This window comes from Cupriavidus nantongensis (genome assembly GCF_001598055.1).
In the GTDB taxonomy this organism is placed as follows: Bacteria; Pseudomonadota; Gammaproteobacteria; order Burkholderiales; family Burkholderiaceae; genus Cupriavidus; species Cupriavidus nantongensis.
The window spans coordinates 1868718-1882584 of sequence record NZ_CP014844.1 but is presented as its reverse complement, the minus strand read 5'-3'; the positions used below and the strand labels follow the sequence as shown (position 1 = coordinate 1882584).

General features: G+C 63.5%; 11 protein-coding genes. 2 read left to right on the top strand and 9 right to left on the bottom strand.

Going from position 1 to position 13867, the window contains the following annotated elements; translation table 11 throughout:
- Positions 1 to 12 precede the first annotated feature (12 nt).
- Both A2G96_RS08800 and A2G96_RS08795 read left to right on the top strand, forming a co-directional pair.
- Positions 13 to 1068, top strand: a complete 1056-nt coding sequence (locus A2G96_RS08800; RefSeq protein WP_062798557.1) for a type II glyceraldehyde-3-phosphate dehydrogenase — start codon at positions 13 to 15, stop codon at positions 1066 to 1068.
- Entirely contained in the window at positions 1065 to 2327 is a 1263-nt protein-coding gene (locus A2G96_RS08795) for an MgtC/SapB family protein (RefSeq protein ID WP_062798556.1), read from the top strand. Before A2G96_RS08800 ends, A2G96_RS08795 begins: the two co-directional genes overlap by 4 nt.
- Positions 2328 to 2488: 161 nt before the next feature.
- Here A2G96_RS08795 and A2G96_RS08790 read toward each other — a convergent pair whose 3' ends face one another.
- The 9 genes from A2G96_RS08790 to A2G96_RS08755 form a co-directional block, all read right to left on the bottom strand.
- Positions 2489 to 4918 carry a phosphoketolase family protein gene (locus tag A2G96_RS08790; protein WP_062798555.1) on the bottom strand — a complete coding sequence of 810 codons (2430 nt, stop codon included), beginning with the start codon at positions 4916 to 4918 and terminating at the stop codon, positions 2489 to 2491.
- Positions 4919 to 5024: 106 nt separating this feature from the next.
- Complete coding sequence (locus tag A2G96_RS08785) at positions 5025 to 6353, bottom strand: SAM-dependent methyltransferase (RefSeq protein WP_062798554.1); 1329 nt, start codon at positions 6351 to 6353, stop codon at positions 5025 to 5027.
- 154 nt (positions 6354 to 6507) lie between these two features.
- Positions 6508 to 6960: a MerR family transcriptional regulator gene (locus A2G96_RS08780; RefSeq protein ID WP_062798553.1), complete on the bottom strand. Its 453-nt coding sequence runs from the start codon at positions 6958 to 6960 to the stop codon at positions 6508 to 6510.
- Between the two features lie 217 nt (positions 6961 to 7177).
- Positions 7178 to 8311 (bottom strand): acetate/propionate family kinase, encoded by a 1134-nt coding sequence (locus A2G96_RS08775; protein ID WP_031687137.1) that lies wholly within the window; start codon positions 8309 to 8311, stop codon positions 7178 to 7180.
- Positions 8312 to 8606: 295 nt separating this feature from the next.
- Positions 8607 to 10274: a DUF3141 domain-containing protein gene (locus A2G96_RS08770; RefSeq protein WP_062798551.1), complete on the bottom strand. Its 1668-nt coding sequence runs from the start codon at positions 10272 to 10274 to the stop codon at positions 8607 to 8609.
- A gap of 8 nt (positions 10275 to 10282) precedes the next feature.
- A complete protein-coding gene (locus A2G96_RS08765) occupies positions 10283 to 10582 on the bottom strand; it encodes a heavy-metal-associated domain-containing protein (RefSeq protein WP_023093273.1) in 300 nt (99 codons plus the stop codon).
- Positions 10583 to 10600: 18 nt separating this feature from the next.
- The gene (locus tag A2G96_RS32320) at positions 10601 to 10927 is read right to left on the bottom strand and encodes a DUF2933 domain-containing protein (protein ID WP_082818878.1); all 327 of its coding nucleotides are present in this window, start codon (positions 10925 to 10927) and stop codon (positions 10601 to 10603) included.
- 635 nt (positions 10928 to 11562) lie between these two features.
- Positions 11563 to 12987 (bottom strand): heavy metal sensor histidine kinase, encoded by a 1425-nt coding sequence (locus A2G96_RS08760; RefSeq protein ID WP_470290493.1) that lies wholly within the window; start codon positions 12985 to 12987, stop codon positions 11563 to 11565.
- Positions 12971 to 13663 carry a heavy metal response regulator transcription factor gene (locus A2G96_RS08755; protein ID WP_062802112.1) on the bottom strand — a complete coding sequence of 231 codons (693 nt, stop codon included), beginning with the start codon at positions 13661 to 13663 and terminating at the stop codon, positions 12971 to 12973. Before A2G96_RS08755 ends, A2G96_RS08760 begins: the two co-directional genes overlap by 17 nt.
- Between the last annotated feature and the right edge of the window lie 204 nt (positions 13664 to 13867).

Sequence of the window (13867 nt, the reverse complement as noted above, 5' to 3'; positions counted from 1 at the left end):
AAGGAGTCAGGCATGAACAAGGTCAGAGTGGCAGTGAACGGATACGGTGTGATCGGCAAGCGGGTGGCGGATGCGGTCGCACTCCAGGAGGACATGGCGCTGGCCGGCGTCGCGGACGTGGTGCACGACTATCGCCTGCAGGTGGCCGCGCAGCGCGCTTTCCCGATTTACGCGGCGACCGCTGAAGCCGCACAATCGATGCGTGCTGCGGGGCTTCCCGTCGCGGGCGATCTGGCCGACCTGCTCGCCAACGCGGACGTCGTGGTCGATTGCACACCCAAGAAAGTCGCCGCGGTCAACAAGAGGGCGTACGACGCTGCCGGTGTGAAGTCCATCTTCCATGGCGGCGAGTCCCACGCGTTGACCGGTCATTCGTTCGTCGCGCAGGAGAACTACGCAACCGCGATCGGCCGCACCTCCACCCGGGTGGTGTCCTGCAACACGACGTCGATCGTGCGCACCCTGGGGGCGCTTCGGACAGCGGGCCTGCTCAAGCGAGCCCGCGGGACGCTGATCCGCCGGGCTTCCGACCCGTGGGAGGCGCATGCGGAGGGCATCATCAACACGCTCTTGCCGGAGAAGACGATCCCCAGCCATCAGGGACCGGACGCGCGCACTGTGATCCCGGACCTGGACGTCGTCACGATCGCGGTCAAGGCACCGCACAACAGCAGCCACCTGCACACCTGGTGGGTCGAACTGACGAGGCCGGCCACGCGCGACGAGGTGCTGGCGGCCTTTCGCGCTGCGCCACGGATCGCGTTCGTGCGATCCTCGGATGGTCTCGTGGCCCTCAACAGCACGGTGGAACTCATGGCCGATCTCGGCCGACCGCGCGGCGACCTGTGGGAGGTCGCCTTGTGGGAGGACGTCCTTTCGGTCGATGGCGATCAGGTGTACTACACCTACCAGGTCTTCAACCAGGCGATCGTGATCCCCGAAACCATCGATGCCATTCGCGCCTTGAGCGGCATCGAGACCGATCCCCAGACGTCGATGGCGCGGACCGATGCTTCGCTGGGACTGCAGCGTGATTTCATCCGAGACCGCGTCCAGGTGCGACGATGAGTGAATTCGATGATCCCGCGCTGGTCGGGCTCGCGCTGGCACTCGCTTCGGGACTTCTGATCGGCCTGGAACGGGGTTGGCAGCAACGTGAGCGGCCCGAGGGGCATCGGGTCGCGGGCGTTCGCACCTTCGCGCTGATCGGCCTGCTCGGCGGTCTTGGTGGGCTGATGGCCCAGCGCTGGGGAGCCGGCATGCTCATCGCGCTGCTGGTACTCGTCGGGTTGTATCTGGCGGTCGGTTACCTGGTGACGGCGCATATGCATGCCGTGATGGGACTGACCACATCCGTCGCCGCCCTTGCGACATTCGCCATCGGGGCGCTGGCGACCAGCGGCGCTTGGCAAGTCTCGGCGGCTGCCGCCGTGGTCGTACTGGCACTGCTGCGTTTCAAGCAGTTCTTGCATGCCGGCGTCGGCAAGCTGTCGGAGGCGGAGATCAGCAGCGGCACGCAGTTGCTGTTGATCAGCGTGGTCGTGCTGCCGGTGCTCCCTGACCGTGGCTTTGGCCCCTATGAGGCGCTGAATCCCTATCGCCTTTGGTGGGCCGTTGTCCTGCTGGCTGTGCTGTCGTTCACTGGGTTCGTCCTGATGCGCTCGCTCGGCAGGAAGCGAGGGCTAGTATTCACAGCGCTGCTCGGGGGAATCGTGTCGAGCACCGCCACCACGGCCACGTTGGCTCGGTGGGCCGGGCAGACGCCAGGGTGGCGTCCACTGGCAGCGGCGGGTGCGGCGCTCGCGTGCGCAGCCATGTTTGCCCGCATGGCGGCCCTCGTCGCCATCGCGGCCCCCGGCATCGGCTGGGGCCCGGTGGTCATCTTTGTGGCCATGGCCGCAGTTGGCGGTGTTGTGGGGACGTTCCTGGCGGCGCGGTCGTCAGCCGAAGACTTGCCCGAACTGCAACTTGGAAACCCGTTGCAACTGCGCTCCGCGCTACAGTTCGCGGCGTTCTTGGCCACGGTGATGCTGGCAGGCCGCTTTCTTGCCGATCGCTTCGGGGATGCCGGAGTCATGCTCACCGCCGCCGCCTCGGGTCTTGTGGACGTCGATGCGATCACGCTCTCGATTGGCCGTCTGGTAGACGAAGGCGCCGTCACCGCCGCATCGGCCACCCTGGCGTTGTTCATCGCGGCGTCCGTCAATCAAGCCACCAAACTTGTCCTGTTAACGTCGTTGGACGGAAAATCGCTTGCGTGGAGAGTGTTCCCGTCGTATGCGGCAATGGCTGCGGTTGGCTTCGCAGTCGCCTTGGCCCTGACCTGACGGAATGCCAGGGGCAACGGGACAATGGCGGTCTTGCGACTCCAGCATGGGCCGCCGCGACATCCGACCACACCCATTCCACAAGACGGCGACCCGCGGCAGGGCGGTCTGTCGCTGCAGACCGCCGATAAATCCGGTCGCGCCATGTGACCGAAAGGGGTTCAAGCCGGGGCCATCACCACGCGCGGGTCGCCATGCCCCTGCACGGCCGCCAACTCCTCGACGCTCAGCAAGCTCACCGGATCGACACCGAGCCCTTGAGCCGCCTCGGCCGCCACGTGCGCCCACGTGCAACGGTTCGCGAACAGCATGCCGGCCACATCGAGTGTCCCGCCGCGCGCCTGGTAGCCCAAGGCACGGGTCTGCCGCGCCCCTGTATCGATCCGGCGCATCAGGCCCAGCGTCGGCTCGGGTCGCATGTGCGAGACGATGACGCGCACGGCGGCAGTCTCCGGGAACAGGGCGCGCAAGGCCTGGTCGCCGGCCACAAAGTCCTGCTCGCGTTCGTCGCGGGGTGCTCTGAAGCGGCCCGGCTCGATGACGCAGGTCACTGCGGTCCGATGTCCAGCGGCTTCGAGGCGCCGCCCCGCAAGCAGGGCCTGCTGTAGCTGGTATGCGCCGATGGCAACCAGCAACACCTCGGGGGCGTCGCAGGGCTTCACCACCCAACCACCCTGATCGACCAAGCGTTCGGCCTGCTCGGCACTCAACTGGCTGGCGACGGCCCGCTTGGGAACGACCAGCGTCCAGAACTGGCCATGCGAGGCGTAGGCCGCGCGCAGCGCCGCAACGGCACTGTTGGCATCGACCGGGAACAACACGCGCGAGGTGTCGGACATTTCGCCCAACAGCGCTTCGGCCAGCGTCGGATCCTGGTGCGACTGCTCGTTCTTGCCGTTCTCCCAGGTGTGGGACGTCGCAACCGTGACCACCGACAGCCATCCGGGTGGTGTGCCTGCCTGCGCCTGATGTCGCGCGAACAGGATTTCCTGGCGCAGCGCGCCCAGCATCTTGACGGCAAATGCCTCGTAAGAGACGACCAAGTTGATGCCGCCCTTGTTGCCCAGCGCCGCGCTGACCACCGCTTCTTCGTTGAGCGCCGTGATCACGGCGCCATCGACGGCCTCCGCCAGGCCCGGTTCGGGCGTGAAGACGCGGTGTTTGAGCAGGTCCAATGTCTGGCCCATGCGGTTGCTGCGCAGCTCGTCCGGATTGCCTACCCGCGGACGCAGCTGTGGGTTGGCTTGGACGAGGGCCGCGAAGGCTCCGTCGAGTGCCGCCATTGGCGAGACCTCGCCCTGGCCCGCAACATGCCACTGCGGAACCGGAAGTCTGGGGGCCGCCACCTGGCGGTGCGCCAGGGCATGGTCCCGCTCCAGGGGACGATGCTGCACTTCGTGCCGGCGCAGTAGTGCGACCGCTTCGTCGAGTTCGTGCGACGGCACGAAGAGAGCGCGAGCACCCTCGTTGAACTGCTGAAGCGCTATCTGGTCGACCCGGGGGTTCCCCTCCAGCGGCAGGTTGTGCGCGGCATTGGTTCCAGCACCGGGGAAGCCGAATCCCTTGGGCGCTTCGGCGATGGTGTAGTGGAGGGGTACCGGGTACTGAACGGTGCCCTGCGAAACTCCAGCCGCGCAGGCCGACAACCGCTCCTCCATCGCGTGAACGGCCCAGGCGAACGCGGCGGGGTCGGTGCCGTCGATCTCCATCGGGTCGAAGCCGTTCAGCCGCAGATGCTGGTGGAACCATTCTCGGCCCCCCTGCTGCTGCATGGTGCTGCGCTGTTCGATGCGGCGACCGTTGAGGATCATGAACGGTGCCACGAAGCCGCTGTCTTCTGCCCGCCACCAGCGCGGCGCCCAGTCACTGCCACGCTGCTCCTCGAAAGCGCCGTCGCTGAGGAACACCACCAGCCGCTCGCCGGGCAAGGGCATGTGCACGTACTGCAGTTCGGCAAAGCCGAGATAGCCGCCCTCGGACAGACCGCCTGCCGTATTCGGGCCGACGTGGCTGCCCAGCGGCGAGGCGGGACGCCCCTGTGCGTCGATCGCGTAGCTATAGAAATCCCGGGCAAAGCGCGTGAGGCCGCTTTCGCTGCGGTCGTATCTCTCGGCGTGACGCGGCGTCATGTTGCCCACCAGAAGGTTGCAGGCATCGATGCCCGCGACGCAATGGCCCTGGCCCATCAACCAGCCACGCGTCAACCCACTGAGCGCGTTCGCGGCCAGGTAGCCGACATAGGCCGGCACGATGTTCAGCGACCCACCGGTATGCCCCTCCGGCGTCTCCTTGAAATCCTCGGCTCTCATCCCCCGGCCATCGGGATAGACCCGGTCGGCGTAGGTCATGTGAACCGTCAACCACATGCCTGCCACGGCCAGGCGGTCCGCCGCCCACAGCGTGCGATACACCGCGGTTGTGTCGCTCGCCTTGCCTTCGGCAACCAGCACCTGTGCGAGATCGTGGACTCGCAGTTGCGTGAGATCGTTGTGGGTGATGGGGCCGTGGCCGCGCGCCCAGCGGGCGAACTCGGGATCAGACTCGCGGAACACGCGGACGCGCTCGGCGACCCAGGGAAGCTCGTGGTTCATGTGGAAAGTCCTTGAGAGCCGGCACGCAGGTAAGCGCGACGGCGAGATTGGGAAGGCTGGCGTCTGCGATCGTCTTTCGCGCGCCAGCGGCACGGCCATCTAGCGTTCATGGCTGGTGTTCTCCATAAAGATCAGAGCGGGTCAAAGGCACGGGCCAGCTTCCGCCGTCGCGTTTGGACGCGACGATCTGGTAGATCCCAGTCCCCCCGGCCTCGAATTCCAGTGCACACGCCGCCATGTACAAGCGCCAGATGCGGAAGGTCACCTCATCGACCTCCCGCAAGGCCTCCTCCCGGCGCGCTTCGAGCCGCTGGACCCAATGACGCAAGGTCAGCGCGTAGTGGGGTCGAAGACCTTCGACGTCATGGATCTCGAAGCCGGAGCGCTCCATCCCTAGCTGGATATTGCTGACGCAGTCCAATTCGCCGTCGGGGAAGACGTAGCGGTTGATGAACTCGGTCGCGACGGTTCGGTTCCAGCCCTCCTCGTCATGGGTGATCCCATGGTTGAGGAAGAGTCCTCCTGGCCGCAAAACCCGCTGGACCACGGCGTAGTAGGCCGCTAGGTTCGCGAGTCCCACGTGCTCGAACATGCCAATGCTTGACACCTTGTCGAAAACGGCCGTGCCTTCGAGGTCACGGTAGTCGCGCAGTTCAACGGTGACGAGATCCTGCAGGCCCTCCGAGCGGATGCGCTCGCGCGCGTATTCGAGTTGCTGTTGGCTGAGCGTGATGCCGTGCGCACGGACGCCATGTTCTCTTGCCGCCCAGCATACGAGCGCGCCCCAGCCGCAGCCGATGTCGAGCAGGCGTTCGCCTCGCTGCAGGCGCAGCTTGCGGCAGATGTGCTCCAGCTTGTTGCGCTGAGCCTGGTCCAGCGTGTCATCCGTCGCCTTGAAATAGCCACATGAGTAGACCCTCTCGGCATCGAGCCAGAGGCCATAGAACGCGTTGGACACATCGTAGTGAAAGGAGATCGCGGCCTGATCGGTTTGACGCGAATGGCGATGGGAGAAGCGACGTGCGACGCGCGAGGCCAGACTCCGCGAGGGCTTCAACCCGTCCTGGTCGGACACACGCAGCAGCAGTGCGTCGCGCAACAGGGCCAGTTTGTCGCGCCAAGAGAGCGAAAACTTCTCGAAATGCGCCTTGAGCCCGAGCGCGGTGTACAGGTCTCCCTCAATGTCGATGGTGCCGCGGAAATAGGCTTCCGCCAGCAGCAGCGGATCCGGGCGCAGGACCAAGCGACGCAGCAGTCCCGGGTCACGGATGATCAGGGTGTATTCCGGGTGCGATTCGAGCTCGTGCAAGAGCATATCGCCCAGACGCAACGCCGGCGGGCGCTCGATGCCGGCCAGCAGCCGGCGCAAGATCCGTAGCGCGGCGGCATATCCGTCGGGCGATACGGTTCGATCCCGTGTCGTGAGGTGGCTCATCGGGGGCGCCTCGCTCGCTCGTGTGCAGCGGATGCTGCGAAGTGGATAGACGACTCACACTTGGCGCTGGCGTGATCGGCACGACCACAACCGCTGCACCGCATGTACGTAGAGCGTCGTGATGCCGGGGAATGTCGACGATGATCAGAGCGATTCATGCGCGTACACGACGGGACTTCGCGCGCACCCAATTGCGCTGAACGTCCGCATCCGCTCCTTCGATCAAGCCGCAGACGGAATGGCCATCCGGGACGCCGTCCGGCAACCGCTTCCAGTCGCGCTCTGCCTGCTGCATGCGGCGATGCAAATCCGTCGCCTCCTTCAGCCGCCGGGCCTGCTCGTCAAGCCGTTCGCTCAGCAGCGCCCGCGCGCGCGGACAAGGCGATGCACCGCGCTGGCTCATCTCGACAAACTCTGCAGCGTCCTTGAGCGTGAAGCCGAGGGCCAATGCATTGCGTATGAAACGCACCCGGGCGACGCTTCGATCCGAGAATGCGCGGTAGCCGTTCGTGCCCCGGCCATCGGGCACCACAAGCCCCACCCGAAGGTAGTGACGCAACGTGTCCGGTGTGACGCCTGCCGCCTTGGCGCATTCAATGAGTTGCATCACCATCCTCCAGCAAGGTTGTCTTGAATCCCTTCACTTTCGAGAGAGTTTGAACCCAGGTGCTGCACATGGGTCAAGGGCCCGGTGTCTGAACCGCTCCGTTTCTTCCTTCAACGTGCGGTTGGATGGGCAACTGGACCATCTTCGGCGCGAGCATCAACGGGCGTGGCTCCCGGCCCGGAGGAAGACTTATCGTGGCCTTGTCCCAGTTCATTGCCTATACCAAACCACTTGCCTGGTCATTCAGCGCTCGGAACGTCTCACGCGCGATCGCTAACTGCTCGCGTGCTTGAACCACCAGCACGGCGACGGCGGATCGGGATGACTGCAACTGGGCGACTTCAGTGTTGGGCGAGTAGGCGCGATTGCGCTCTTCGTCTAGTTCCAGGCCGATGAACTCCAGGCCATCAACGATGCGCCGACGCAACGCGGCCGAATTTTCTCCAGCTCCGCCAGTGAAGGCCACAGCATCGCAACCGCCCATCGCGGCGGCGTAGGCGCCGATGTACTTGCGCACGCGGTACGCGTGTACCTGCAATGCCAGTTGGGCGGCTGCGACTCCTTCTCCCGCGCGCTTCTCCACAATCCGCAGGTCCGAACTCTCACCCGACAATCCTTTGAGTCCACTGTCGCTGTAAAGCGCCGCCTCGATCTGCGCCAACGTCAAACCCAGTGCGCGTGCGACGAAGCCGGGTACGCCAGGGTCGAGGTCTCCACAGCGCGTGCCCATCACAAGACCTTCAAGCGCGGTCATTCCCATCGATGTATCGATCGACCTTCCGCGATCGATCGCGCAGACGCTGGCGCCGCTTCCAATGTGGCAGCTCACGATACGAAGTTCTGACGGCGGCCGTTTCAGCTCGGTGCTGACGGCGGCCAGTACACCCTGGTGGGACAGGCCATGGAAGCCGTATCTCCGTACCCCTGCCGCGCGCCACGATGGCGGAACAGCATAGGAATGGGCGTATTCGGGCATGTCGTCATGGAAAGCGGTGTCGAAGACCGCGACGTGGCGCACGCCGGGCCAACGCTCACGGGTCAGGCGTATGCCGGCCAATGCGGCAGGATTGTGATGCGGCGCCAGAGCCGAAGCCTTGCCGATCTCGCGTTCGACTTCTTCATCCACGAGCACCGCGTTGCTCAACAGTGGGCCACCGTGTGCGACGCGGTGACCAATGCCATCGATCGTTGTGACACCCGCCCTGTGCAAGTGCCGCTCGATCTCCTCGAAGGTCGCAGCATCCACCGCAGGATGATCAATCGCCGAGTCGATCAATGGCAAGGTACGAGCCGACTCGAAAACTCCGAACTTCAGGGTCGCACTGCCGGCATTGATGGCGAGGACGCGCATGTCGGAGCTCCGTCAGCGCCGGTCAGTGCCGACGTCGCCGCCATTGGCAACGTTCATCAGATCGAATTGCCAAGTTTCGCTCGGCGCTAGCAGCACGCGAGGCCGCCGATCAGGCCCATGCTTCCGATGCTGTAGCGCCGTTGCTGGCGTGGTGATACGGGAGAATCCAACTTTGATCCGTGCCTGGACGACGCTGAAAAGCGGAATCGGCCGTGGCAGGCGCATCGCCTCCGACAAGGAGCGTGCTGCTTGCGACCCGTGAGCGTCTCTTTTTGCAGCCACAGTGGAGGGTCGTTCAGTTGGCATAGGCCTGCTCGAACACAAGCTCAGCCCACAGGTCCCGGCTCTTGCGCCATGATTCCATGGCCTGCCCAATCGCGTCTGCACCAGTTCGCTCAAGCTGATACCAAGGATTTTCGGCCCGATGGGGATCCTGCGCACTCCACTGCTCAAGCCATCGTTGCACCCATGGCAGCAGCGCCAGGGCCGGGGTCACCTGCTCGGACCAGACCTTGCGACTGACGCGCATGGGGTGCAGCGCGCGAAGTTCACGAGCCGAGTCGGGGGTGACGGCGAAGCGGACCCACGGCGACACCCACTGCGAATAGAAGCGCTCGGTGATCTCCGAAAGTGCTTCGACCTTGTCGAACCCCGCCGGGTTGGCGTCGTAAGGCAGGTCTTCCAGCCGCCGCGGCTGGAACTGCGCAGCGGCGGCCGACTCCGAAGAGGCGCTGTCCTCCAGAACCATCTCGTAGAGTCCAGGCTTGAGTGCCTGGATCGATTCGGCATGATGCAAGATGGCGCGGTGCTCGCGTCGCGCCACCCCCGCGGAGACGAAGATGCCAAGGTGGCCAACATGTTGGTGCAGCAGGTACACCACGCGCTGGCCCGCCGCCACCAGGTCTGCGGTCGTCGGATATACCGCTTTGAGCCAGCCGAGCGCCTGGTGGGGCGGTGTGATGTTGTCGCCGTTGGAGCAAAAGACTACCAGCGGTGCGCCAATGCGGCTGAGATCCGCGCGGCAGTGGCCATCGACCACGACCTCGCCGCTCTCCAGGTGATTACCTACGAAAAGATCGCCTGCGATCGACAACATTTCCTCGCGGGCAAGCTGGTAGAAGCCATTCCACCAACGCTCGAACTCCAGGAAACGATCGCGCTCAGTCTCCGGCTGCGCGAAGAGCGTGTCGTATTTCTTGAACACGCCCTCGGGCCGCAACGCCTCGAAGTTCTGGACCAGCCAGGCACCGTCGAATCGCCCGGCGCCGAGGTCCGACGCCCAGTGCGCCGGCCAGATGCCGCCCGTGAACCCACCGAGCAACCGCATGGGGTTGATGCCTCTCTCGCCTGCCCAGTACGACAGCGGCGAGCCATTGAGCACTGCCAAGGCGGCACGGTGCTCGCAGTGCGACAGCGCCAGCGTGATCGCCCAACCGCCTTGGCAGTTGCCGTAGACGATCGGGGCCTTGCCTCGGTGGCGCTTGGCCACCATGTCGATGAATGTGGCCAGGGTCTGGACGACTGCGCCCATGGTCTGGCCCTCGACGGGCTCCGGATCGAACACTACGAAGTACACGGGATGGCCTTCGAGCAGTGCCATGCCAACTTCAGAATCGCGTTTGAAGCCGCCAATGCCAGGGCCATGGCCGGCGCGTGGATCGACCACCAGCACCGGCGCGGCGCCTTTGCGCACATGCTTCTCCAAAGCGTCGGTGCCACAGCGAGTGACACGCAGGAGCCGGTAGTTGCTCGCCGGTTGCAAGTCGTGGCCGTCAGCCACCTGCTCTGACTCGAAGTGGAGCAGCGGCGGCATACCCGCCGCTTCGTGTTCGGTCATGTTGTTGGCGCGCTGTCTCAGCGCTTCGCCGGACGCGACGGTCCGCCACAGCATGTCGCCCCAGTAGGCAGCAAAGAGCCCAAGCGGTGCGGCGGCGATACCCTGGGAGTTCGTGCGTGCGTCCATGGCGTCGATCAGCGGCAGCAGCAGCCGCCATGCCCCTTTGAACGGACAGCGGCCGGCGCATGGGAGGCACCGGCACCCGCCGCAATGCCCGGCGAGGAATCAGCGGATGCCTCGTAGCCCGCGGCAGCTAAGGCCGCGATCAGCTCAGGCGTCTTCTGGGCCGTCTGGTCGCCGGTGACACTCGCTGCGCCGCGAGCGAGATCGACATGCACGTCTTGCACACCAGCTACGCGCTTGAGCGCCTTGCTGACCGAGTTCGCGCAGGAGGCGCAGGTCATGCCGGCAACCTTGAGTTCGATGGTTTCCATGATGATGCTCCGGTGGTTTCAGTGGTGGTGCCCGGACTGGCCGACGGATTTCGGGCGGCTCCGGTCGTCTGATCGGCGCGCAGGCGAACCCTCTTCATCGCCCCGAGGCGGCTGATCTTGATGGTCATGACCGCCATGTGCGCCGTGACTGCCATGGCCGAAGATGTGCATCAACGGACAGGCGAGGATGAAGAGGAAGGGAAGCAGTTGCAGAAGATGGGCGTTGTGGCGGTAGAACATCCAGGCAACGGCGGCGGCGAGGCCGAGCCACAGCAGCCACTGGTTGATGCGAGACCAGTTCGGGCCGTTTCCTGTGCTCTTACTTCGATCGGGCGGAATATTCATGGCGATGCTCCTTCGTGAAGTTGACCCTTGTCGATTGGCGAGATTCCCGCATTCGAGTGCCGTGCAGGGCGCTGATCAGGCCCATCCATAAAACAGGTATGCCAGAAAAATGGGGCTGAACACCGGAGATATCCATGGCCCCGGGCTAAAAAGTCCTCGATATTTCTGAGCATGATCGACCCGTGCCAAATGTGGCTTGTTAAGCTCAGCATAGAGCTGAGGTAAAGGCAGTACCTTGATCTTGATCAAAAAGACTCTCTGTACCCAGCTACGGGGTACACACCCCGCGCAGCGAACCTGCAGACCAGCTCACCTCAGGGGCTCAGCGCACACCGCCAAGTGAGCGCGCGACAGATGTGCCGAGCAGGCAGACGTTCGGCACCGATCGGAGGCTATCTACGAACGGTGACCGGAACTGTGACCGGATCGCGGCCGAGCAAAGGCCCTCGCGCGCGGTGTGGACGTAGCGATGGGATACACAAGCGCATGATGACGGCGCCTGCCGCTAGGACTGGGCACGTGGCAGTCACGGAGAAAAAATGTCCCGCTCGCGTAGCAACGTGGCCGGCCGGGTAGATCCCAGAATCAGGCAAAGAGATACGCCAGTTGGCTGGACGGACCGCAGCACCCTCGGACTACTGCCGCAGATGGGGCAATACCAAGTCAAACCTGGTGACAAGCTCACTGGAGGTCACGGCAACGGAGCCACCATGTGCCTCCGCAATCGATTTCACGATGGCAAGGCCAAGACCGGCGCCCGCCGTATTTCGTTGCCGTGCCGGATCAACTCGGTAGAAGCGGTTGAAGAGCTTTGGTAGATCGGGCTCAGGAATTCTCTCACCGGGATTGACCACACTGATCGTTGTCCACTGCTCATCTTGCGAAAGCAAGACCGTGATGCTCTTGCCGCGAGGCGTGTGTCGAATTGCATTCGAGAGAAGATTGTTCAGCGCCCGGGTGAGCATTTCCCGATCCGCCGCTATGCTGCCGATCGCCCCTTTAACACCAAGCGTAATGCCGCTATCTTCTGCCAGCGCCTCGAAATAGTCGAACAGACTCCGCACCAACTCGGACAGATCAATGGTAGACAGACGCAAGTTGCGGGGATCATTTTCCGTTTGGGCAAGAAACAGCATGTCCCCAATCATGCGTCCCATCCGATCAAACTCTTCCAAATTTGAATAGAGGATTTCTCTGTATTCCTCGTTGCTGCGCGGCTGGCCAAGCGCCACGTGAGTCTGCGTGACCAGGTTGGTGACGGGCGTGCGCAACTCGTGCGCGATGTCTGCGGAAAAGTGTGATAGCCGGGTGAAGCCTTCCTCGATTCTCGCCAACATATCGTTGAAGGCGAATACCAGTTCCGCCAGTTCGATCGGCACATCCCGAGGATCCAGCCTCACATCCAGCTTTGAAGAGCGAATCGCCCGAATCTCTTCATTGACCTTGCGAATCGGCAGGTGGCCCCACTGCACCGCCAGCCAAGCCACACCGAGCGCCAGACACATGACCAAGCCGGTTGCCCACCAGAGCATGCGCTTGAACTCCGCCAGGAAGTCGAGATGAAAGCCGATGTCCATGGCGGCGACGATGCGGTAGCCGGGCGCCGCTGAATCGTCAGCAGGCAGTTGTATCACCACACCTCGATATGACCTCTGATCCTCCTGCCACACGATCAAATCGTCAGCGGTGATGCGGTTGACCAACTTTTTGCTACTGGCAAGTCTCGACAGGTCAGGGCCGGGCGTGGCATAGATGCTATTGCCAGACCCATCGTAGACGCCGTACGTCATCCCATGATGTCCTGCGACTGCGTTGGCCAAGTGTTGCTTCAGTTCGTCGCTTGCGATGTCACTTGCAAGCTGGTGCAAGGGCTGAGCCAAAGCGGTTGTCACTGCCTCCAGTTCGTGGGCATCCTGTTGAGCAAAGTGGTGCTCCAACGACCGGAGAATGACCCAGTTGAACACAAGAAACACCAAGGTCGTGGCGATACCAACCAGGGCCGTGACCCTTAATGCAAGCGACGCTGGACGGCTTTGCCGCGGCTTATGGCGCAGGGGCATCATCGGGCGCATCGAGCGTGTATCCCATTCCACGCACGGTGTGGATGAGCTTCGGATTGAACGCATCGTCTATCTTCGCGCGTAGACGGCGGATGGCTACATCGATGACGTTGCTGTCGCTGTCGAAATTCATGTCCCATACCTGCGACGCGATCAGAGAACGTGGAAGGACCTCCCCCTGGCGACGGGCCAGGAGCTCAAGCAACGCGAACTCCTTGCTGGTGAGATTGATGCGTTGGCCAGCGCGCGTTGCGCGCCGGCGCGCCAAGTCCAGTACCAAATCGGCAACCTGGATGCGATCAGGCTGGTTCGGAGCGCTTCCGCGTCGCAGCAGCGTCCGCACCCGCGCCAGCAACTCAGAGAACGCGAATGGCTTGACGAGGTAGTCGTCCGCTCCCAGTTCCAATCCCTTGACACGGTCGTCTACACCGCCACGCGCCGTCAGAAAGAGCACAGGAACCTGTTTACCGGCATCTCGAAGGGCACGCACGATGCGCCAGCCATCGACATCCGGCAGCATGACATCCAAGACCACCAGATCGTATGTCTCGCCCATGGCCAGGTGGTGTCCGTCCAATCCGTTGCGCGCCAGATCCACGACGAATCCCGCCTCCATGAGACCTTGGCGGACGTAATCCGCCGTCTTGTTCTCGTCTTCAACGACCAGCAGTTTCATCGCATGTCCCATGAAATCGCTACGGCGCAGAACAATAGCCGCTCACGATGTACGCATTCATCCACTTTCAATCAGCAATTTACTGGTTGCCAGCTTCCACGAACATGACACGAACATTACATGAATGTAATTCAGGGGTCATTCGATGGAAAGTGCCCAACCCATAGCATGACCTGCATTGCGTCGAACTGTGCCGCTCAGGAT

What these genes read in the sequence shown, in the direction of transcription:
- A2G96_RS08800 (WP_062798557.1), top strand. Translation starts at nt 13, where the DNA reads ATGAACAAGGTCAGAGTGGCAGTGAACGGATACGGTGTGATCGGCAAG.
- A2G96_RS08795 (WP_062798556.1), top strand. Translation starts at nt 1,065, where the DNA reads ATGAGTGAATTCGATGATCCCGCGCTGGTCGGGCTCGCGCTGGCACTC.
- A2G96_RS08790 (WP_062798555.1), bottom strand. Translation starts at nt 4,918, where the DNA reads ATGAACCACGAGCTTCCCTGGGTCGCCGAGCGCGTCCGCGTGTTCCGC.
- A2G96_RS08785 (WP_062798554.1), bottom strand. Translation starts at nt 6,353, where the DNA reads ATGAGCCACCTCACGACACGGGATCGAACCGTATCGCCCGACGGATAT.
- A2G96_RS08780 (WP_062798553.1), bottom strand. Translation starts at nt 6,960, where the DNA reads ATGCAACTCATTGAATGCGCCAAGGCGGCAGGCGTCACACCGGACACG.
- A2G96_RS08775 (WP_031687137.1), bottom strand. Translation starts at nt 8,311, where the DNA reads ATGCGCGTCCTCGCCATCAATGCCGGCAGTGCGACCCTGAAGTTCGGA.
- A2G96_RS08770 (WP_062798551.1), bottom strand. Translation starts at nt 10,274, where the DNA reads ATGGACGCACGCACGAACTCCCAGGGTATCGCCGCCGCACCGCTTGGG.
- A2G96_RS08765 (WP_023093273.1), bottom strand. Translation starts at nt 10,582, where the DNA reads ATGGAAACCATCGAACTCAAGGTTGCCGGCATGACCTGCGCCTCCTGC.
- A2G96_RS32320 (WP_082818878.1), bottom strand. Translation starts at nt 10,927, where the DNA reads ATGAATATTCCGCCCGATCGAAGTAAGAGCACAGGAAACGGCCCGAAC.
- A2G96_RS08760 (WP_470290493.1), bottom strand. Translation starts at nt 12,987, where the DNA reads ATGCCCCTGCGCCATAAGCCGCGGCAAAGCCGTCCAGCGTCGCTTGCA.
- A2G96_RS08755 (WP_062802112.1), bottom strand. Translation starts at nt 13,663, where the DNA reads ATGAAACTGCTGGTCGTTGAAGACGAGAACAAGACGGCGGATTACGTC.